The following is a 19,477-nucleotide window of genomic DNA, read 5'->3' on the forward strand; positions in this document are numbered from 1 at the left end:
CATGTGACGGAACGACGGCGAACCAGTGAATGGATCGGCTGTATGCAAGCGATTGCCGACGACTACCCGGATGCGGACTGCATCCGGGTAGTCTTGGACAACCTCAGCACGCACAATCCCGCCGCATTCTATCGATTTCACCCACCAGAGAAAGCACGCGACTATCTCGACCGGTTTGAGTTCTATTACACCCCCACACACGGAAGCTGGCTGAATATGGCCGAACTCGTCTGGAGTACGCTTCAGACACAGTGTCTCAACCGCCGAATTCCCGACGCAGCGACCCTCCGGTCGGAGGTCGCTGCGTGGGAAGCCGAGCGTAATGAAACGAACGTCACGATCAACTGGCAATTCACGAATGAGAACGCTCGAACGAAGCTCCACCGCCTCTATCCGACTCTCGAAGAGGTCGAGAACTAGTCACTCGACGCTTGGGAAGGTACTAGTACTCCGACAAGCGTCGACTGCAGGCTTGCCAAAGCACTAGGACGAGACACTGCCGTGCCGGAAACAGGAGAACGACACACTGACCTGGCGAAACCCACCGGTCGGACGGAGCGCTACCGAAAACACCCTTCATCTCCGGCAACCGGAGCGTCGCAACCACTAACACGATCGGCGACGACCCACCGTGTATGACGGATCTCGCCGACCGCCGATGGCGGCTCGTCGTCGACGACGCTCGCGACGGCGCGACCCAGATGGCACTCGAGGAAGTCGCCGCCCGGACTACAATCGCGGACGACCGCCGGACGGTCAGGGTTTACTCGTGGGAGCCGAGTACGCTCTCGCTGGGCTATCGTCAGGACCCAGACACTGTCGACTGGAACTACTGCGACCGTGAGGGAATCGACGTCACGCGACGCCAAACCGGTGGCGGCGGGATCTATCACGACCGGTACGCCGACATCTCCTATACGATCGTCGCGCCGGCTGACGAGGTTCCAGGGGACCTGATGGACTGTTACGCGCTGTTTTGCGAGCCGATCCTCGAGGGGCTCCGACGGATGGGGGTCGACGCGGATTTCGCAGCGGCCGAACAGGCGTCGATCTACCAACCATCGTGTTATCTCCGTGATATCAATCCAGCCCACGACGTCGTCGCGCCCGCATCGGGCGATCGCCCCGGAAAGATCAGCGGTAACGCCCAGTACCGCCAGCGTGACGTCGTTATTCAGCACGGATCGATCAGCTACGACCTCGAGCCCGAACGCCACGTCGGCGTCTTCGCGGGCGACCTCGAGCCCGAGACGTTCACCGACCGGGTGACGAGCATCCGCGAGCAGACTGGGATCGACCGTGAGGAAGCCGTTTCGACGCTCGCCCAAGCGTTGGGCGATTGGTGTGGCGCGGACGAGGGGTCGTGGCGGGAAGACGAACTCGAGGCCGCCGCGGACCTCGCAGAGGCGAAATACGGGTCGGACGCGTGGATCCGCAACCGGGAGCTCCGAGAGCAGGATGGCGGCCGACCGTGACCGGTGGGCGAGCGGATCGGGAGACGGTCGACATCGTCGAGGGCTGGGACGTTTGCGGTGCAACTCGAGACGTCGGGATCGTGCCCACCGAGTAACGCACCGGTGCTCGAGACGCTCCGGTATACCTATCACGAACCAGTACTGACGGGAGTTTATGACCATGAAAGTCGGCGCACACGTCTCGATCTCCGGCTCGCGCGTCTCCTCCGACGAGGAAACGCCGCCGTACGACGACATCCGCAACGCGGTTCACCGCCAGCTCGCCTTTGGCGGCAACTGCGGACAGGTGTTTACCACCTCGCCGCAGGTCTGGGCCCAGCCCGAGATCAGCGACGAAGCCGTCGAGGGCTTTCAGGACGAAACCGACGAGCAACTCGAGGGGCCGTGGGTGATCCACTCGGCGTACCTCGTCAACCTCTGTACGCCCAAAGAGGATCTCCGGCGCAAGTCGAAAGAGAGTATGCAGGCAGAACTCGACGCCGCCGAAACACTGGGAATTCCGTACGTCAACGTCCACCTCGGCGCGCACACCGGCGCGGGCGTCGAGGGTGGCCTCGATAACGCCGCGAGCGTCATCGACGACCTAGAGGTGCCCGACGGCGTCGAAATCCTCATCGAGTCCGACGCGGGCAGCGGCACCAAACTCGGCGGCGAGTTCGAGCACCTCGCGGGGATCATCGAGCGCACCGAGACGGACATCGGCATCTGCATCGACACCGCCCACACGCTCGTCGCGGGCAACGACCTCACGACGCCCGAAGCCGTCGACGAGACCGTCGGGCGCTTCGACGACGTTGTCGGACTCGAGTACCTCGAGTACATCCACCTCAACGACTCGAAACACGACGTCGGCACGCACAAGGACGAACACGCTCACATCGGCGAGGGGTACATCGGTGAGGACGGTATGGAGGCGATCGTGAATCATCCGGATCTGCGGGATCTGCCGTTCGCACTCGAGACGCCAACCGAGGACGGGCGCGGCTTCGCCTGGAACATCGAGACGGTCAAGGAACTCCGCGACCCGTAGAGACTCGAGCGTTCTCGAGGGCGAGCGTGGCCGAATTGGGGGATGTGCGCTCGCACCGAACCTGGATACTGTCCAGACGACAGTATATGTGTCTCCAGTGGCAACTCATCACCCATGACGCGAATCGACGCAGCCGAGTTGTTGCCGGCAGAACGGATTAGACGGAAAGCACTTCGCGGCGACATCACACAGTTGCATCGCGGGGATCCACACGCGACCGAGGGAGATACCTTCGTTATCGAGGAGACGACCTTCGAGGTCACGAACGTAGAACACCGGAAATTGGGTGAACTCACCGACGAGGACGCCCGTGCAGAGGGATCGCCGAACCTCGAAGCGTACAAGCGTCGCATCGAGGCAACGCATGACACCGAGTGGGACGACGAGAGCGAGGCAGTGTTACACGAGTTCGAGCCGCGGTCGTGACCAGTTATTTCGTACTCTCCGAAGCACCGACTGACGAGCGAAATCGACTCGTTTTTACTCGAGATGCGTGTATCGTCGTTCGTGCGCGAATTCTCCGAGGACTACCTCGAGCGAACCCGCGAGGGAATGTGGGACGACTCCCGCGAGGCCCTCGAAGCGCTGGCACTCGACTCCCACGAGCGCATCCTCGACGTCGGCTGTGGCACCGGCGAGTTGAGCCGCGTCCTCGCCGAGGAGACCCCGGAGACGACCGATGTGGTCGGCTGCGACGCCGATCCGACCCTGCTCGCGGTCGCGAGCGCCGGCGACGATCCCGTTACCGCGGTCGCCGGCGACGCCCTTCGCCTCCCGTTTCCCGACGACAGCTTCGATCTGGTCGTCTGTCAGGCGCTGCTGATCAACCTCCCCGATCCCGCCACGGCGGTCGCGGAGTTCGCTCGCGTCTCGTCGGATCTCGTCGCCGCCGTCGAACCGGACAACGCCGCCGTCGAGATCGACTCGAGCGTCGAAAGCGAGGGCAACCTCGAGCGACGGGCGCGGCGGGCGTACCTAGACGGCGTCGGGACCGACGTCTCGCTCGGCGCCGATGCCCGCGACGCCTTCGAGGAGGCCGATATCGCGGTGGTCGAGACCCGCCAGTACGATCACGTCCGAACGATCGAACCGCCGTACTGCGAGGGGGCTCTGGAGGCGGCGCGTCGGAAGGCGACGGGTGCCGGACTGGCCGACGACCGGGAGACGATGCTCGAGGGCGAGTTGACCGAGACGGAGTACGACGATCTCCGGAGCGCGTGGCGGACGATGGGCCGGGACGTGATCGACCAGATGGGGGCACGGGAGTACCAGCGCGAGGAGACGGTCCCGTTTTTCGTCACTGTCGGTCGCGTTCGAAGCACTGATCGAACCAGTTGGGTCGACGGTTCAACCTCGACGCCCAACGATGTTTGACAGTTTCGGGAGTAGCCGAAATAAAAACCGATTTCGTTCGGATCCCGCGAAAGACAGAGGTTCCTACTCCACGTCGTAGCCGTGGTCTTGGAGCAACTCGGGGAGGCGGTCGCGGTGGTCTCCCTGTAGTTCGATCGTATCGTCGGAGACCGTGCCCCCGGCCGCCAGCGATGACTTGAGAGATGACGCGAGCGATTCTATCTTCGATTCCGGAATATCAAGCCCTGACACCAGTGTGACAGCCTTTCCGTACCGCCGTTCATCAACAGTAATCGATACCTGTTGCTGGGCTTTGTCGAGCGCATCGTGGCCGTCAAGTTCATCCAGCAACTCGTCCAGGGAGTCATCCTCTCTCACGATGTTAACTCCAAGTCCCAAATTAATATATTTTTGTGATAGCACTGTGTGACGCTACAGAACATCATCTTCGGGACACTCTTTGTCCACGAACTCCGAGAGTTCTCGATTGCTCACTACCGGCGCTGTCGAAACGGTTGCCCGAAGATACCCAGAAAAGCCACCAACGACGTCCGATTTCACGAGGAAAACTTGCTATCGCCACTCAACCGAGGTGTGAGTCTTAGTTGAAGACGAATACCCACGTCGGCATCGTCTTACACAACACCACGACCCGATCGTGAGACGTCTCCGCCGCCTTCGGCGTCTCCACGGCCAGTTCATACGTTCTGCTGACCGCAGTTCAAGCGTAACCGCCGTCCGTGTCGCGGGTGCGCCGGAACTGACTGACAGCAAGCCGTATCAGACCACGTCGCCGCGAACCGTCGTCCCCTCCTGGTCGGCACGCCAGGTGTGAAGTTGCTGGGCCGCCTCGGTCGCCTCCTCGCCGTCCATTCCGAGCATCTCGAGGGCATCAGAGAGCGTCGGCAGGGCAAGTTCACTCTCGCGAAGCTTTCGGAACGCCTCGTCGCTTCGGGTGCCGTCGACCCAGAGACAGACCCCGCGGGGGTCGAGCAACTGAGTGTAATCCTCGCGCAGTTTCGCCCCGCGCAGGCGCTGGGTGACGTTGTCCTCGAAGGAGGCGTTACAGACCTCGAGGTGGACCGGTTCGTCCGTCTCGAGCAAGTGAGCCGCGAGGCACTTTTCGGGGGCAGCGTGCCCGTTCGCGTTCGCACGGAGATACTCGGGGTACGCTGTGGCCCAGTCGGCCCGGACCGACTTGCCGACGCCTTCGACCCCGTGGGAGTCCCGGAACGCGGCGTCGGGATCCTCGTTCGTCCGGCTCGAGTCGATCCCGTCGCCGACGTCCCCGCTACCGGTTGTCGCGCTGTCGTCTCGCACGAGAATGTCCTTCGTGAGGTAGACGTCGAGCCGGTCGACGGGGTCGAGTCCCAGCGCAACGTCACCGAACGCCCACACCTCCCGGACGGGAACGGGCATCCGCTCGTTCTCGACGGCGTCGACGATCTCTTCGAGCCGATCGACCGCCTCGGCGCGACCAAGGTCGCTCATTGGCGGACGTGGGGGCTCGATGTGCAAAACCGTTTCTCAGCGCGGCGGCGAACGGAGACCGTGGCGTTTACGCCGCCTTCGAGCCGTCGGTCGTCACGTACACCGTCTTCCGGACGGTCGCGTGGACGGTGCCGTCGGCGTCGACGAGGTCGACCGTGTAGTGGCGGTCGACCGACTCCGTCCCCTCGGTCTCGAGTTCGGAACGGATCGCGGCTATCTCCTCGTCGGTGATCGTAAACCGTGCGTACAGCGTGTCTCGCCCCGGCTTCTTGAACCGGATCTCCGCTTCCTTGTCCCAGACGACGTACTCGTCCCCGAGCGTTTTCAGGAGCATCATCATGTAAAACGGATCCACAGCCCCGTAGATGCTCCCGCCGAAGGTCGTCCCCACGTAGTTTCGAGTGCGCCAGTTCAACGGCAGTTTGATCCGGATTTCCTGCCAGTCGGGTGCGACGTACGTGACGCGACCGCCGGTTCGGCGGTACGCCGGAAAGAGGTTAAACCCGATCCGGTAGAGCCGAGAACGCAGGGACGAGAGCATACGCTCGGTACGACAACCCCCCTCGAAAGTGTTGGTAAACGGGGCGTCGGTGGCCAGGCGTTTTCCTCAAACGAGTTCCCCGGGTCGTTCCCACGGGAGATATCGAGACTGCGCCGGCTCCTGTCAAGAGATCAGGTTTTTATCGCTACCGGTCGAAGGGAGAACTATGAGACACCGCGTGTTCAACGAGGACGGCAACGAAGAACTCGTCTTCGTCATGGGCTGGGGCAACCGCTGGACCCACGAGAACGTCAGTTGGCTGATCGGGAAGCTGACCGAGGCCGGCTACCGGGTCCACGCGTTCGAACTCCCGACGACCATCGAGGACTTCAAAGCCGACTGGCTCGAGCCGGTCGCCGAGTACGTCCTCGATCTCGAGGAGTACCAGCTACTCGGGCACAGCGCGGGCGCGCTCGTTGCTCAAGCGCTAGACGGCGCGGACAACCACGTCTACCTGAGCCCGTGGTGGGGGTACGGCGACGACTACCCGGATCGGCTGCTCGAGGCCGTCTCCACCGTGCCGACGACGCTCCCGTGTCTCCCGGTCGGCGAGATGGACGAGTACACGCTCGGTGAGTTGGCGACCGACCACCAGATCGCGACGACGCCGCGGTGGGTCTCGCCCGCGTTCGTCCGTGAGACCCGCCACGCCCAGCGAGAATTGCTCGCCATCGATCACGACGCCGTCGTCTTCTGTTCGCTTCGGGACCCGATGATCGACCTTCGACCTATCGGCGAACGCGTCCCTGCCGAACACGTCGTTCTCTACGACGGCGGCCACGAACTGTTTTCCTCACCGAGCAGGGACCGGTACGTCGATCTCCTCCTCGAGTCGCTCGAGGGTGGCGCAGCGATCGTCGAAGAGCAGGCTCGAGTTCCGGCCCGCTACAGTAACAACTGAAACGATGTACATACCGATCGCCGATCCCTCTGGCGATCGGGTGTGCAATGACGTTCAGTGGCTACTATCGTGCTTTGGCACGCCTGCACTGCAGGGTCGAATTCGGTGGTGTGGTTCGATTCGACCCTGCAGTCGACGCCTGTCGAAGTACTATACTCCCGGGCGGTGTTCGAACGCCGAGATCGCGACGACCGAACAGTGTCCGACGGAGAGACGAAACGGTGATCCGTTCCGGTCGACAAGGACCCGTCGATGGAGTGTAACCGGTGTGACGGAGAGGCGATCATGCACGCCGCCTACTCCGGTGCCCACCTCTGTGCCGATCACTTTCGTGAGTCCCTCGAGAAACGGGTCCGCCGGCGGGTTCGACGCGACGATCTGGTCCCCCACGACGCGACGCCCGACGATCCGCAGACGTGGGTTATCGGCCTCTCGGGCGGGAAAGACAGCGTCGTACTCACGCGAATCCTCCACGACACGTTCGTCGACGATCCTCGCATCGAACTCGTCGGACTGACGATCCACGAGGGGATCGAAGGCTATCGCGACAAGAGCCTCGAGGCCTGCGTCGAACTCACGGACGACCTCGAGATTCGCCACGAGGTCGTCAGCTACGAGGAGGAGTTCGGGATTCGGATGGACGACGTCGTCGAAGACGATCCCGAAAATATGGCTGCCTGCGCCTATTGCGGGGTGTTCAGACGTGACGTCCTCTCGCGATACGCCGAGACACTCGAGGCCGATCTGCTGTTGACCGGCCACAATCTCGACGACGAAGCCCAGACGGCGATGATGAACGTCCTCGAGGGAGACGTCGCCCAGATGGCCAAACACTTCGATGCGAGCCTGGGTCCGCTCACCGAACGCGAGGAAACCGACGAGTTCGTTCCGCGAGCGAAACCACTGCGTGACGTCCCCGAGAAGGAGGTCGCTCTCTACGCCCACGTCGAGGACCTGCCCGCCCACATCACCGAGTGTCCACACGCGAGCGAGGCCTACCGCGGCGAGATCCAGCAACTGCTCTACAACCTCGAGGAGAACCATCCCGGAACGCGACACTCGATCCTCTCGGGTTACGAGGAACTCGCGTCGATCGTCGCCCGCGAGTACAGCGGCGAGGACGGGGCAGAACTTCGCGAGTGTGCCGAGTGCGGTTCGACGACGACGCGTGAAATCTGTCGCAAGTGCTCGTTGCTCGAGTCCCTCGCCTGATACTGACGGTCTTTCTCCCGTCGGACAGCCGATCCGATCGTCGAGAACGGCAGTAGTCGCCGTCGAGTCGATCGTGTACGACGTGTCTTACACGACAGACACAACCGAGATCCGACCAGCCGTCGGACTCGCTATCCGTATCCGAACAAGCGGGCGGCACCGAGCAGGCCCCACGCCGCCGCGAGCAAGAGTGCGACGTACAGGCCGTTGCCGACGCCGGAGGCGATCAAGAATCGGCGAACGGGGTACGCGCTTACTCCCGCGACCACGGTCATCAGTCCGCGGATTCCGGGGATCGCGTTCGTCGCACAGATCGCCCAGCCGCCGTAGGCGTCGAACTGACGTTCGACGAATTCGAGCCGACGCTCGCTGATACGTCCCTGGACGACGTCCGGAAGCCGCTCGAGGTAGGGCACCGTCCGACGGAGGCCGAACAGTTCCGGCGACTCCTCGTTGAATCCGCGATAGAGCGTCCACTGGCCGACGGTCGCGGCGAGGACGCAACCGAGGACTGTCGCCGTCGTCGCCGTCCGCCCCGGATCGGCCACCGTCACGTAGCCGACGAAAACGACCGGCGGCTGGAGGAGTTTTCCGACGACGAGCCCCTCGAGATAGAAGAGGGCAACGAGTACCGGGACGCCAATCGACACCACGAGCGTCACGAGGTCCATCCATCACCACGTCGCATAGTTCATCGATACGACTAATCGCGTATGTCACCTCCGATGATCGACTGGAACTCGAAGACGCCAGGGGCGGTCGACCCTCGAGTCGTTTGCACGGTTTCGAGAGCAGTATCGCCACTTCCCCTCCGAGCCAGCGCAAAAACGGACGTCAGATGTAAACTTCGTCCAACGGTGTCCGAAGTTACCGGATGACGTCGACGCCGTTTTGCTTCTCGAGTTCCTCGCGGCCGCCGTCGCTCTGGGCACCGAATTCGGGTCCTGACTCGACGTTGTTACTCGCGTCGAAGTCGGACTCGTTCAGTCCCTCGATACTCGCACGGGACTTGTCGGCCTGTTTCTGGGTCGTCGGTCCAAGAACCTGCGCGCTCTGGACGCCGGTCATAATCGCCATCACGCGGACCTTGCCCTTGTAGTTCTCCTGGATGCGCGCGCCCCAGATGACGTTCGCCGACGCCTCGAGACGTTCGGTGATGTTGTCGGCGATCCCTTCGGCCTCTTTGAGAGTGAGATCCGGTCCGCCGGTGATGTGGACGAGTCCGCCACTCGCGCCACGATAGTCGACGTCCAACAGCGGATGGTTCATCGCGTCTTTGACGACCTCGTCGGTCTTGTTCTTATCCTGTGTCTCCCCGACGAGCATCACCGCGACGCCGCCCTGATTCATGATCGTGGACATGTCCGCGTAGTCCAGGTTGATCAGTGACGGCTGGGTGATCGTCTCCGAGATTCCTTTGACGGTTTCGGCGATGATCTGGTCCATCACCGAGAACGCCTTGCCGATCGGGAGGTTCGGGACGTAATCGAGCAGCCGGTTGTTGTCGAGGACGATGATCGAGTCGGCCTGTTCGCGCAGTTTCTCGAGACCTTCCTCGGCTTTCACGGTTCGTGCCCGCTCGACGTTGAACGGCGTCGAGACCATGCCGACGACGATCGCGCCCTGTTCTTTGGCGATCTTCGAGACGACCGGAGCGGCACCGGTACCGGTCCCGCCGCCCATCCCTGCTGTAACGAAGACGAGGTCCGCATCCCCGAGGACCTCTTTGATGGTGCTCTGGGCCATCTCGGTGGCACGCTCTCCCATCGATGGATCTCCGCCTGCGCCGAGTCCGTTCGTCAGCGACTTGCCGACGAGGACCTTTGTGTCGGCTTCGATCATCTTGAGGTGCTGTTTGTCCGTGTTGACCGCCACGGTGTCGGCACCGTCGACGCCGATGTTGTACAGCCGGTTGATCGTGTTGTTACCGGCACCGCCACAGCCGACGATGACGATCCGCGGATCGCCGAACTCGTCGCCGTCCATGTCGGCGTCCATCTCGCGGGCTTCCTGTTCTGCGTTCTCGAGTGCGTCCTGAACGATATCCTGCATGATTACACCTTCGCCCACGTTCGTTTACCGGCCTGTTCGGTCTGCCCCTCGTACTGTTCGTTGATCATCTCTCGGACGGCCGACCGAATCGCCTCGCTTCGGTTCGGGAACTCGCCCGAGTCGACGAGCTGTTCTACCTCCTCGATCTGCTGTTTCGGAATTCGCAGTGTCACACGCTCCATGGTTGTATTCCCCAGTGGGTAAGACGTCGCGCGCCCCTGTCAGACGCAGCGTGTCTTACGCCAGAGATGCCCTTTTACGGGGTTTTTCGCCGCTTTTTCTCCTTTGTAAGACAACCGTCTTACGCGAGTAAACGGAATGTCTGCATAGGTAATAAAACTATCGTCAGACACGAGTGTTCGTGTCTTACGAAGGTCACATATTTCGACTGTCCGACTCGAGAACGTCCGCCGCGGGCGTTCGTCGACCACAGCTCGGACAGAACGCCCAGTCGGATCGAAGCTCGTCGCCACACTCACAGAACGACCGGTGTGTGGCCTTCTCGCCACAGTTCGGGCAGTATACGTGGTCTGCATCCACGTGTTCGCCACACTGGTTGCACTGCGTTCCGTCCGGCTCCGGTGTCGATCCCCCCCTCGCCCGGTCCGCGTCCGACGTCGTCGCATGGGTTCGCTCGTCGGACGCGTCGGTCCTCCGAGCCTCCGTCCCTTCGAGGGAGACCGTGACGTTGACATCTTGGGGCTCTCGCGTATGCGCGGGAGACTGCAAACGGGGAGCAACCGAGTCCAGTCGCTCGGCGAGCAACTCGTCGATCCGATCCTGTACGAGATCGTCGATTGCTGTCTCCGCGCGGTCACGTTCCGCCGAGTCCTGCCCGTCGGACGAGCCGCCGAGATACGATCGAAGCGCCTTGCGCATCGCTTCGCTCTTGGAGATCTCGAGCGCCTCGAGTTCCTCGACGAGGTCGTCGTCGGCGCGGAACGTGATCTTACTCATGCGGTTAGGATACTCCCATGTTAACAGTCATCCTATATCAATCATTCTTCCGTTCATCGATCCGTACACGTTCGCCACCGTCGGGAATGATAACCCTTATGTTTGCCAGCGGGTCTACGTTGAGGTGTAACCGCCCTTAGCTCAGACTGGTAGAGCAGTCGACTGTAGATCGACTTGCCCCCCGTTCAAATCGGGGAGGGCGGACTTCTTCCCAAGCCGATACCCATTCGCGGTACGGCGCTGACTTGCTTTTATACCTCTCCCACGCTCCGCGTGAGAGTTGGGCTTGTGACAAGCCACGCCCGTCCCCGTCATGCACTCCTAAGAGTTGAGAGCGCGGCATACGTCTTAGCTCTATGCGTCCCGCCAGAGCCTCCCTGAGCTACCCAAAGAGATTACTCAACCCTCCACTTACGAACGGGAGGAGCTGTATGCAAGACGGAAACGAACTTGCTCCGTGTCCCCGGTGTGGAGGCCGCTACAAGCGGATTGACCACACCAAGGCGGGGAACCTGTACATCCACCTCACAAAGGAGGGGGAGGAGCGGCGTTGTCTTGTTTCCAGATAATAGCCTCTCTCAGGTAATACTATCATGCACCCCGGAGCCCGGGTAAACTCCGTGGAGCGTCCCGGGGAGACGGGGACTCTCTACTACTCAGAAAAACAGGAACGCGCTCAGAGCGCAAATACGGCGCTCTGGTTGGACGTGGGAGGGAGGGCTACTCCTCCACGGCCTCCCGGAGGGCCCGCGTCACTTGTCCGCGGTAGTGGTCATACCACACTCCGTCAATAGCGGTCCGGCGGTGAGGGACGTAGATACCGGTGGCCTCCATGAGGTCTCCGCGGAGGGCTTGGATTCTTGCGGGACGCATACCGGCCTCCCACTCCTCCAAGAGGGCTCTGGCGTCGGTCTTGGGACTCTGTTTGGCGGTCATATCCAAGATACCTTTTATATACTTTTAATAGGTTGACTACCCCCGGAGGAGGCGGTTCAACTCCTCCGTCCGGCTTTCACGTCGGGGAGGAACGGGCGCGGGGTCTCCAAACAAGTAGTCCGGGAGGTCCTCACCACAAGAGGAGCACGTCTTACTCAGAGGGCTCTTGGCTGTGGTGGAGAACGACCCTCTCATGGGGACGCTGGCCCGACACTCCGGGCATTTGGGGACAGTCATAGATTGGCGTCGTCAATGTGGGTGAGTGTTGGGTGGTCCGGCTTGCCCTTGCCGTCAGACTTGCTCACGGCCTCCGTGGGCGTTCCAAGCTCAGCGTCCAAATGTTTCAACAGCATGTCCCCGGGGGAGTCCTCAGCGCCCTCCTCCGGCTCATAGGACGGCTCACTGTCAGACTTGGAGACCGGAGCCGTGGGGTTGCCACGGACACGGTTGAGAGTTGACCCACTCTCCGTAATAGCGGAGTTGACGGCTTTCTCCACGTCTCCACCGGGCTCAGAGCCCTCTACGTCGTCCGGGAGGTTGGACCCGTCCCCGGCCAGATACGTCCGAACGACCTCCCACACCTCCTCCGGGAGTAGCTCTTGGAGGTCTTGTGGGTCGTAGGTGTTGGCCTCCGCCTTGGTCTCCTCCACATCCTCAATGGAGCCGACACCGCCCTCCTCCGCCTTGGAGAGTTTGGTGTCAATCATGGCCTCCACATCGGACTTGGATACTACCTCAAAGTCCTCAAGGACCTCAGAGAACGTATCCACAAGCTCTCCCATAGTAAAGTCGGTGGAGTTGGACTTGTTGAGCTTGTGGCGGCTCATGCGTCCACCCCAAGGCGCTCCGTAACGGCCTCCGAAAACTCCTCCGCGGGAGCAACGCCAGCGTCCTCCGCCAGCTTGGCAACGGCCTCAATGGCCCGCTCTGTGTCCTCCCGGTTGAGGTCTCCCTCAAGGCCAAGGACCTCCCGGAAAAAGGCGTCCCACGGCGTTCCTCTTGGACGTTCAGCGTCCATCATAGCTTTCGTATCGGATTTTAGGGAGATAGTCGTATAGTCAGACATTGTAATCACTCTATGATTAGTGCTCCAATTAGATAAGCAAGAGGCGTACAAAAATCCACACATAGGGCATCTACTCTCCGTTTGCGGGCCAATTCCCTCTTGCCCCACGTCCAATCTGGGGGCCGTGTGCGCGTTCTCAGAGCGTTTGTGTTCGTCTCCGTATGATTGGCCTCCCGGAGTCTCCAATACTACACGGAGCGTTATCGGAACTCTCCTTGGGAGCATAGGGTGGGCACTCTCCGCACCACCTACGGGGTAAGAAAATCTGAGGGGTTGGACATAAGATACACAGAGGGAGGAGAGAGATAGTATAGTAGTAAAGAATAGAGTATAGTATTACAGACTATCAGGGATGTATAGGTCACTCAACCCAGTATCCACGTATTGAGTAGGGAACCCCGGAGATTTTCTGTCCTCAAGGGCTCCCGTTCGGACAAGGAGATGGAGAGCCCTCCTCACCCGGCGCTTTACGCTGGCCCCTTTGGCGTATCCGCGGGCTACCATATCGGTCTCCATTATATCTTGAACGGTGTATTGCTCCCGGTCTATGAGTATGAGGACGTTGTAGACCTCCCGGACTGACTCCAAGCTTACCGTTGGCCGTCCCCCGTTCTCTCTGGCGTCCTCCATGAACGCCCGCATGAGGTCCCGGTCAAAGGCCTCCACGTCAAGGAGCGCGGTCTTGCGGACTGTGGTGGCCACGTAGTCCTTTCTCCGCATTTTGGACTCAGAGCCCTCTACACGTCCCTCCCGGTCACGGTAGGCTTGGAGGAGCGCTCCCGTGGTGGCCTCATCAAATCGCCACAAGAGGAGGAGCCGGGCGGTGGCCATGTCGGCCTCACTCACGGAGTGATAGTCGTAGTCCCGGGGGAGGAGGTCAGAGAGGAGCCGGTCCAATTTCTCAGAGCGCTCACGTACCTCTTTGAGCGTCATACCTACGTCGTTTGTAGTCTCCGCGGGGTCGTCGGGGAGGCCAGCAACTTGGAGCGGCTCCACCTGTTGTCCTCCTTTCACTGTAGAGCCCTCTGAGTTGGAGCCGGGGAGTAGCTCCTTTGGGAGGTCCTCCTCACTCAGAGGAGCTATTGGGGTGTCCTTCGTGAGGTGGTACACTCCACCGGAGGGGTGTACGCTCCCCGGGAGAACAACATACCAGTTGGAGGCGCGGACCTCTCCCGCTCCATGGAGGTCTCCCGTCGCCTTGCTGTTGGCCACCTCCCCGTCATTACGGTAGGTGAGGTGATAGCCCCGGGCGGAGCCGGAGGTCACGGTGAGAGTCTCCGGGAGGTCCTCTGGCGGGAGTCGTTCGGGGTCGTCAATGTCCACAAAGAGGAGTCCCTCCGTCCCGTGCTCCTCCCGTCCGGCGTAGAGACAAAATCCCCGCTCACCTCCCGTGGAGAGGGCTCTTACCGCCTCCTCTGGCGTGTGGAGGAGAGCCCTCCCCGGAGGGGAGTCCAACTTAATCCCGCGGGAGGCTATGGCCGGGAGCTTGCCCTCTTGGTCCAAAGGCATGAGCCGGAGGTCTGACCACCCCTCTACGGCCAGTCGGTCAAGGTAGTCCTCCAAGAGAACCGCCCGGTCCTCCGCGGAGGTGTTACAGGTGCAAACGGGGTTGGAGTGGCTACAACCCTCAGAGACGCCCGCATTTGTCCCGTGGAGGCCTCCCGGTATGGTAGTGGTATGATTGGTCTCTTGCCTCCCGAAAATGCTCTCCGGGGACGTAGGGGCGTCTACGGGGCTATCAGGTTCCGTGTGTGAATTGTCGGTCATATCTCATTGGAGGAGTCAACCAATGAGACACGGAGGAGAGCCCGTTCAGCTTATGCTTGAGCGTCCCGTAAGGAGGAGTGAGGTTCCAAGGCCTCCTCAACAGGGTTTTCCGGGGCCCCCACCCCGGGTCTCATTGGATTGACTTGGTAGAGCTACGGGCTCCGTTGTATTTAGCATAACCGGCGGTGTAGAGGGCTCTACATCCATAATATGTAGAAATTGGTGTCGCAGTTGGCGATACCCTCTTGCTGATTGACCTCTAAGGGTAGAGTACGGGTCACGGACCCTCCAAGGCCCCTCCCGGAGCAAAATACACAGGTACAATGGCCCGGTGGGAAAGGAGACGGGCAAGAATCCGTCCCCGGTGGCCTTGGAGGGTTCTGGAGACCCGTATGCTTTCACTCCAAGCCAACACCGGCCCGTTGGAAAGGTTGTTTTGCATGGCTGGCAACGTCGTCGGAGCCTCCCGGGGTTGATACACCGGGTCCCCCGCTCCGGTCGTTGCCTCTATACAATGAATACCCGCCAGTGTTCCCTCAGAGCGCCGTATCCGGCCCGTATTGAGCCGGGAGTGACTCCAAGAGTGATTAGTCGTCCCTACCCGGCATGTGAAATTTTAAATAATCTGAATACCGTTCTCTGGGCATGGTCTCCACAGCCACAAAAATCACTGGCGTATTCATTGTTATCGCCGTGATACTATGGTATGCCTCCCTGTCAGTGACAGAGAACACCATTGTGCAAGCGGCGGTATTACTTGGAGTCGGAGTAGTGATACCGACGCTTATCAACGAAATAAGGAGTGAGTAAGCTCCCTCCAAATTAGGGTCCCGGGAACGCCCGGCGTTCAAGGGGGTTGGGTCCCGGTCGTTGCTAAACGGGGATAGATAATAAAGATATTTGATACCTTAGAGGGCTCTACACGTGCTCAAGCCATGAGCGGCGTTGCTCCATTTTCTCCTCCTCCGTCATTTCGTTGTAGTGCTTATCTAAGATGTCCCTTGAGGCGTTTACCCGGTCACTCACCACGTCTACAGGGACCTCCTCCCGGAGCATGTGTGTGATAGCTCCACGCCTCACGTCGTGAGGAGAGACCGCGGAGGGACACTTGCTTGCTACAACTCCCTTGGAGGCGGGTTCACATTCAGAGGGGTCTCTACCGATTGGACACTCTCCCCACTCACATGGACGGGTGGACCGGTAGGTGATACCCCGCATTGAGGACTTTGCCAGCCTCCCGTTGGACGTAGCAAGTAGGGGCTCACGTCCGTATTCGTCCGTCACGTCCGGGCGGGAGTGTTCTATCCAATCCTCTACTACCTCACACACTTGAGGGGAGAGTGCTACGAACCGCTCCCCCTTTTTGCGGTTCTTGAGATTGGTTCCGTCCTCTGGCCGGTGACGGACCTCAAGAGCCTCCTTGTCGGGATAATAGTCCTCCACGTCAAGGGAGTGGAGGCTCCCCATGCGGAGGCCCGTATGCCACATTAGCTCCAAGAGGACGTGCTTGAGAGAGGCGTACTCAAATCGGCGGAGGCGGGCCAGCATATCCCGGGCGTCCTCCGTCTCAAGGAGACGCTCCCGTTGGTCCTCCCCTTCCGACAAATTGGGTATGAGGAGCTTGTCGTGGAGACCGGGCTCCACCGCGTCAATCCGCTCAAGGAACTTGAGGAAAACACGGAGTGTCTGTAGTTGAGTCCGCAAGGAGACGTTGTTGAGGTCTCCGTCGTCACGTCGCCAGAGGCGGAATTGGTGGAGCTTGCGCCCCGTGAGGTCGTTGAGGTTGTCTATCCGCTCCTCCTCCTCACACCAACGGAGGAAATGCACAAGGCGGTAGTAGTGGGCGTCAAGGGTGTTTTGCGATACGTCGGTGCTACGCTCCCGGAGATAGAGGTCAACAGCCTCCTCCGGGCGGATTGGTTCAAGGTCCGTGGTTGTCATGGTTGGTTCTCCACGGAGCACATGCGGAGACTGTAGGTCGGCTTGTGAGCCGCCGTAAGGCGGCGAAAGAGCCAAGCGGAGCTTGGCGCGCCCCCCGTTCAAATCGGGGAGGGCGGACTCGTTTTCCAGCCGATTTGTGGTCGACTGTAGATCGACTTGTCCCCCGTCCTCGTGAGCGAAGCGAACGAGGGCTCGGAAGTCGCAGGCCCACGCAGCCGAGCGAAGCGAGGTGAGTGGGAACGCCTTCCATCTGTCCAAATCGGGAAGGGGATATCTACCTTCCTGTCGAAGTATAGCAAACACCAATAGTGGCGTTTACAGGCGCGAAAAGGCGTCAAATGGCTCTTTCGCGTTCGTGCGGGTAGGACAAATTCGGAGTGGAGTGTGGTTCAAGTCGCGGGTGTACGCCTGCTGGCGAACTCGAGAAATCCGTCCGAGCCACACTGCTTGGCGATCGAGCGCAAGGTTCCGGTGGGGTCCTCGGATTTCATCCGGACGGTTACGATACGGACTCGTCGGTTTCCGGGCGTTCGTACCGGTGTTTCAGGTGACTCCCCGTCCGCCCAGCTCGTCGAAACCCGTGGTTCTGCAGGACGTTCGCAATTTCACGTCCGGAAAACGACGTCCGGGTTCTCCCATTGGTCGACGTTTAGCGGAGTACTAGTTGGTGTTGATCCGGGACATGATCTCCCCGAGGAAGGTGTCGTAATCACGCGTCTGCAGGTAGACGGTTCCGGGTCCGGTAAACGTCACGACGTACCCTTCACCGCTCAACATCGTCTTCTTCAGTCCGCCGACGCGGTGTGCGTTGAACTCGACCGATTCGTCCCACGCGACGGAGTGACCGGCGTCGACGGTCAGCCGCTCTCCGGGCTCTAGCTCCTGCTCGAGGATGCCGCCGTAGCTCCCGATGAACAGTTCGCCCGTGCCGCTGGCCTCGAGGAAGAAGAGTCCTTTTCCACCGAGTATCGAATCGAGTCCTCCCGAGGCTGAATCGGTGGAAATACCCGTTTCGTTCGCGACGTACGACCCCGACTGGACGTAGACGGATTCCGAATCCAGGCTGACTCCCGTGACGTCTCCCGGTTGCGTGTGTGCAAAGCGGACCGTCTGCCCGTTGGCGGTCGCAGTGAACGTGTTCCGGAACAGCGTTTCACCGCTGAGGACGGAGTTTTTCACCGACGAGAGCAGCCCGTCGGAACTGCTGTGGGTTTCCATCTCGACGTGCTCGCTGTAAGACATCATGGAGCCGGCTTCGACAGTTATCCGTTCACCAGAGTCGAGGTTCGCCGAGACGATGGTGTAGGACGGGTCGTGTGTGAATTCATACTTCATTTGACTAATATCCATTTAGAATACAATACCAAATACATTTCTGTCGTGAGTGGTAGCCAGATCGTCTCGTACCTGCCGACGTCGTTCGTGGACGAGCGGGGTCAGTAGCGCGTAAACGTCATCATACCAACGCCATCAAGATTCGCCGATAGTATAGCAGCCACTGAACTCGTTGTACACCGATCGCTGAGCCACCACGAAAGCCGACTGCACATGCTGGCCAGTTTCTTTTGACGCGCTGTTGATAGACGGGGTGTGAGCGAGGAGAATCCGACCGTCGACCGCACACAGGACCGGGCCGAACGGCGAAGAGTCGACGCGCGGGTCACGCCGAATCGATTCTCGAGGACCGTCTCGGCGATCTCGAGTATCCCATCAGAAGCGAAGAGATCCCGGCGGAGTACGGCAACGAGCCGATCGACTTCCCGAACGAAACGGAGTCGTTCGGAAGCGTCTTCGATCGATTCGCCGGCGAGCAATACGATAGTCCAGCGGAGGTCCGCGAGGCGGTCTACGGGGAGATCACGGGCGAGGCGGGCGATCACCACGAGGCGAACCCGGAACGCGAATCGAGCACCTCGACGAGGAGAAGCAGGTGTCGCTCGGCGAGAGCGGGAGCGACACGCTCTAAGGGGCCAGAGGAGCGGTCCGCGGCGTCGGACGATCCCCGCGTCATCCCCTGGATTGTGAGAGCAGAACCGATTTACGTCAGCGACGTCTGTCCTCGCATATGGATTACGAGTCGAGTCTCGACCGAGCGATGGACGACGTCCCCGACATCGGGGGCGACGAACAACGGTTACAGATCCCCGACGCGCAGATGCAGAAAGACGGCGCGTTTACGCGGTTTACAAACCTCGACGAGATCGCCGACGTCCTCTCACGGGAGGACGAACACCTTCACCGGTTCGTCCAGCGTGAGATGGGGACTAGCGGGAAACTCGAGGACGGACGTGGGCGGTACAACGGGACGTTCTCCGAGTCAGACTTCGACGCGGCGATCGACGCCTACGTCGACGAATACGTCCTCTGTTCGGAGTGTGGGCTGCCCGACACCCGTCTCGTTCGCGAGGACCGAACGCCGATGCTTCGCTGTGACGCCTGTGGTGCGTTCCGACCGGTGACCAAGCGGTCGACGAGCAGCCAGCAACAACAACAGGCCGACGCCGTCGAGGAGGGCAAAACCTACACCGTCGAGATCACCGGCACCGGACGAAAGGGCGACGGGGTCGCGGAGAAGGGGAGCTACACGATTTTCGTCCCCGGTGCCGACGAGGGCGACGTCGTCGAAATCTACATCAAGAACATCTCCGGCAACCTCGCGTTCGCTCGACTCGCTTGAACGAGTATCAAAGCGCTGCCCCCTGAGGCGGACTTCCGTCCGTCAGGGCGAACATACCCGCGATCCGTCTCCAGGTGC

22 protein-coding genes, 1 tRNA gene and 1 pseudogene are annotated in these 19,477 nt (G+C 60.8%); 11 read left to right on the plus strand and 13 right to left on the minus strand.

Annotation, left to right across the window (positions count from 1 at the left end; genetic code table 11):
- From FYC77_RS07795 to FYC77_RS07815, 5 genes are all read left to right on the plus strand, one after another.
- The coding region (locus tag FYC77_RS07795; protein WP_238386835.1) for a transposase at window positions 1-420 on the plus strand (420 nt) is incomplete at its 5' end.
- Between the two features lie 215 nt (window positions 421-635).
- Window positions 636-1,475 (plus strand): lipoate--protein ligase family protein, encoded by an 840-nt coding sequence (locus FYC77_RS07800; protein ID WP_149080950.1) that lies wholly within the window; start codon window positions 636-638, stop codon window positions 1,473-1,475.
- A gap of 160 nt (window positions 1,476-1,635) precedes the next feature.
- Window positions 1,636-2,505: a deoxyribonuclease IV gene (locus FYC77_RS07805; protein ID WP_149081080.1), complete on the plus strand. Its 870-nt coding sequence runs from the start codon at window positions 1,636-1,638 to the stop codon at window positions 2,503-2,505.
- Window positions 2,506-2,619: 114 nt separating this feature from the next.
- Entirely contained in the window at window positions 2,620-2,931 is a 312-nt protein-coding gene (locus tag FYC77_RS07810; protein WP_149080951.1) for an ASCH domain-containing protein, read from the plus strand.
- Window positions 2,932-3,012: 81 nt separating this feature from the next.
- On the plus strand, window positions 3,013-3,879 hold the full coding sequence (locus tag FYC77_RS07815; RefSeq protein WP_149080952.1) for a class I SAM-dependent methyltransferase: 867 nt from the start codon (window positions 3,013-3,015) through the stop codon (window positions 3,877-3,879).
- A gap of 63 nt (window positions 3,880-3,942) precedes the next feature.
- Here FYC77_RS07815 and FYC77_RS07820 read toward each other — a convergent pair whose 3' ends face one another.
- From FYC77_RS07820 to FYC77_RS07830, 3 genes are all read right to left on the minus strand, one after another.
- Complete coding sequence (locus tag FYC77_RS07820) at window positions 3,943-4,239, minus strand: SUI1 family translation initiation factor (RefSeq protein ID WP_394349016.1); 297 nt, start codon at window positions 4,237-4,239, stop codon at window positions 3,943-3,945.
- A gap of 399 nt (window positions 4,240-4,638) precedes the next feature.
- Window positions 4,639-5,349 (minus strand): DUF7095 family protein, encoded by a 711-nt coding sequence (locus FYC77_RS07825; protein ID WP_149080954.1) that lies wholly within the window; start codon window positions 5,347-5,349, stop codon window positions 4,639-4,641.
- Between the two features lie 67 nt (window positions 5,350-5,416).
- Window positions 5,417-5,890 carry a DUF4442 domain-containing protein gene (locus FYC77_RS07830; protein WP_149080955.1) on the minus strand — a complete coding sequence of 158 codons (474 nt, stop codon included), beginning with the start codon at window positions 5,888-5,890 and terminating at the stop codon, window positions 5,417-5,419.
- A 166-nt stretch (window positions 5,891-6,056) separates the two neighbouring features.
- Here FYC77_RS07830 and FYC77_RS07835 point away from each other — a divergent pair, with 166 nt between their 5' ends.
- Together FYC77_RS07835 and ncsA are read left to right on the plus strand one after the other, a co-directional pair.
- Window positions 6,057-6,791 carry an alpha/beta fold hydrolase gene (locus FYC77_RS07835; protein WP_149080956.1) on the plus strand — a complete coding sequence of 245 codons (735 nt, stop codon included), beginning with the start codon at window positions 6,057-6,059 and terminating at the stop codon, window positions 6,789-6,791.
- A gap of 252 nt (window positions 6,792-7,043) precedes the next feature.
- A complete protein-coding gene (ncsA, locus tag FYC77_RS07840; RefSeq protein ID WP_149080957.1) occupies window positions 7,044-8,003 on the plus strand; it encodes a tRNA 2-thiolation protein NcsA in 960 nt (319 codons plus the stop codon).
- Window positions 8,004-8,134: 131 nt separating this feature from the next.
- Here the strand turns inward: ncsA and FYC77_RS07845 are convergent, their stop codons facing one another.
- From FYC77_RS07845 to FYC77_RS07860, 4 genes are all read right to left on the minus strand, one after another.
- Complete coding sequence (locus FYC77_RS07845) at window positions 8,135-8,674, minus strand: DedA family protein (RefSeq protein ID WP_149080958.1); 540 nt, start codon at window positions 8,672-8,674, stop codon at window positions 8,135-8,137.
- 196 nt (window positions 8,675-8,870) lie between these two features.
- Complete coding sequence (ftsZ, locus tag FYC77_RS07850; protein ID WP_149080959.1) at window positions 8,871-10,055, minus strand: cell division protein FtsZ; 1,185 nt, start codon at window positions 10,053-10,055, stop codon at window positions 8,871-8,873.
- A 2-nt stretch (window positions 10,056-10,057) separates the two neighbouring features.
- On the minus strand, window positions 10,058-10,237 hold the full coding sequence (locus FYC77_RS07855) for a ribbon-helix-helix domain-containing protein (protein ID WP_149080960.1): 180 nt from the start codon (window positions 10,235-10,237) through the stop codon (window positions 10,058-10,060).
- 193 nt (window positions 10,238-10,430) lie between these two features.
- Window positions 10,431-11,012 (minus strand): double zinc ribbon domain-containing protein, encoded by a 582-nt coding sequence (locus tag FYC77_RS07860; protein WP_149080961.1) that lies wholly within the window; start codon window positions 11,010-11,012, stop codon window positions 10,431-10,433.
- Between the two features lie 130 nt (window positions 11,013-11,142).
- On the opposite strand from FYC77_RS07860, the gene FYC77_RS07865 reads away from it, so the two are divergent.
- A tRNA-Tyr gene (locus FYC77_RS07865) sits at window positions 11,143-11,216 on the plus strand.
- Between the two features lie 516 nt (window positions 11,217-11,732).
- On the opposite strand, the gene FYC77_RS07870 is transcribed toward FYC77_RS07865, so the two are convergent.
- The 4 genes from FYC77_RS07870 to FYC77_RS07885 form a co-directional block, all read right to left on the minus strand.
- Window positions 11,733-11,948, minus strand: a complete 216-nt coding sequence (locus FYC77_RS07870; protein ID WP_149080962.1) for a hypothetical protein — start codon at window positions 11,946-11,948, stop codon at window positions 11,733-11,735.
- Between the two features lie 233 nt (window positions 11,949-12,181).
- Window positions 12,182-12,775, minus strand: a complete 594-nt coding sequence (locus FYC77_RS07875) for a hypothetical protein (protein ID WP_149080963.1) — start codon at window positions 12,773-12,775, stop codon at window positions 12,182-12,184.
- Window positions 12,772-12,969, minus strand: coding sequence for a hypothetical protein (locus tag FYC77_RS07880; RefSeq protein WP_149080964.1), 198 nt, complete (start codon window positions 12,967-12,969; stop codon window positions 12,772-12,774). Before FYC77_RS07880 ends, FYC77_RS07875 begins: the two co-directional genes overlap by 4 nt.
- Before the next feature lie 381 nt (window positions 12,970-13,350).
- On the minus strand, window positions 13,351-14,577 hold the full coding sequence (locus tag FYC77_RS07885; protein ID WP_162354499.1) for a bifunctional DNA primase/polymerase: 1,227 nt from the start codon (window positions 14,575-14,577) through the stop codon (window positions 13,351-13,353).
- An 849-nt stretch (window positions 14,578-15,426) separates the two neighbouring features.
- On the opposite strand from FYC77_RS07885, the gene FYC77_RS20385 reads away from it, so the two are divergent.
- Window positions 15,427-15,591: a hypothetical protein gene (locus FYC77_RS20385; protein ID WP_202911789.1), complete on the plus strand. Its 165-nt coding sequence runs from the start codon at window positions 15,427-15,429 to the stop codon at window positions 15,589-15,591.
- A gap of 108 nt (window positions 15,592-15,699) precedes the next feature.
- Here FYC77_RS20385 and FYC77_RS07890 read toward each other — a convergent pair whose 3' ends face one another.
- Both FYC77_RS07890 and FYC77_RS07900 read right to left on the minus strand, forming a co-directional pair.
- Complete coding sequence (locus FYC77_RS07890; RefSeq protein ID WP_149080966.1) at window positions 15,700-16,722, minus strand: tyrosine-type recombinase/integrase; 1,023 nt, start codon at window positions 16,720-16,722, stop codon at window positions 15,700-15,702.
- A gap of 660 nt (window positions 16,723-17,382) precedes the next feature.
- Entirely contained in the window at window positions 17,383-18,057 is a 675-nt protein-coding gene (locus FYC77_RS07900; RefSeq protein WP_238386837.1) for a TIGR00266 family protein, read from the minus strand.
- Between the two features lie 255 nt (window positions 18,058-18,312).
- Here FYC77_RS07900 and FYC77_RS20645 point away from each other — a divergent pair.
- Together FYC77_RS20645 and FYC77_RS07910 are read left to right on the plus strand one after the other, a co-directional pair.
- Window positions 18,313-18,688, plus strand: a pseudogene (locus FYC77_RS20645) (DUF5789 family protein).
- 99 nt (window positions 18,689-18,787) lie between these two features.
- Complete coding sequence (locus FYC77_RS07910) at window positions 18,788-19,399, plus strand: translation initiation factor IF-2 subunit beta (RefSeq protein WP_149080968.1); 612 nt, start codon at window positions 18,788-18,790, stop codon at window positions 19,397-19,399.
- Window positions 19,400-19,477: the final 78 nt, after the last annotated feature.

Source organism: Natrialba swarupiae (genome assembly GCF_008245225.1).
Lineage (GTDB): Archaea > Halobacteriota > Halobacteria > Halobacteriales > Natrialbaceae > Natrarchaeobius > Natrarchaeobius swarupiae.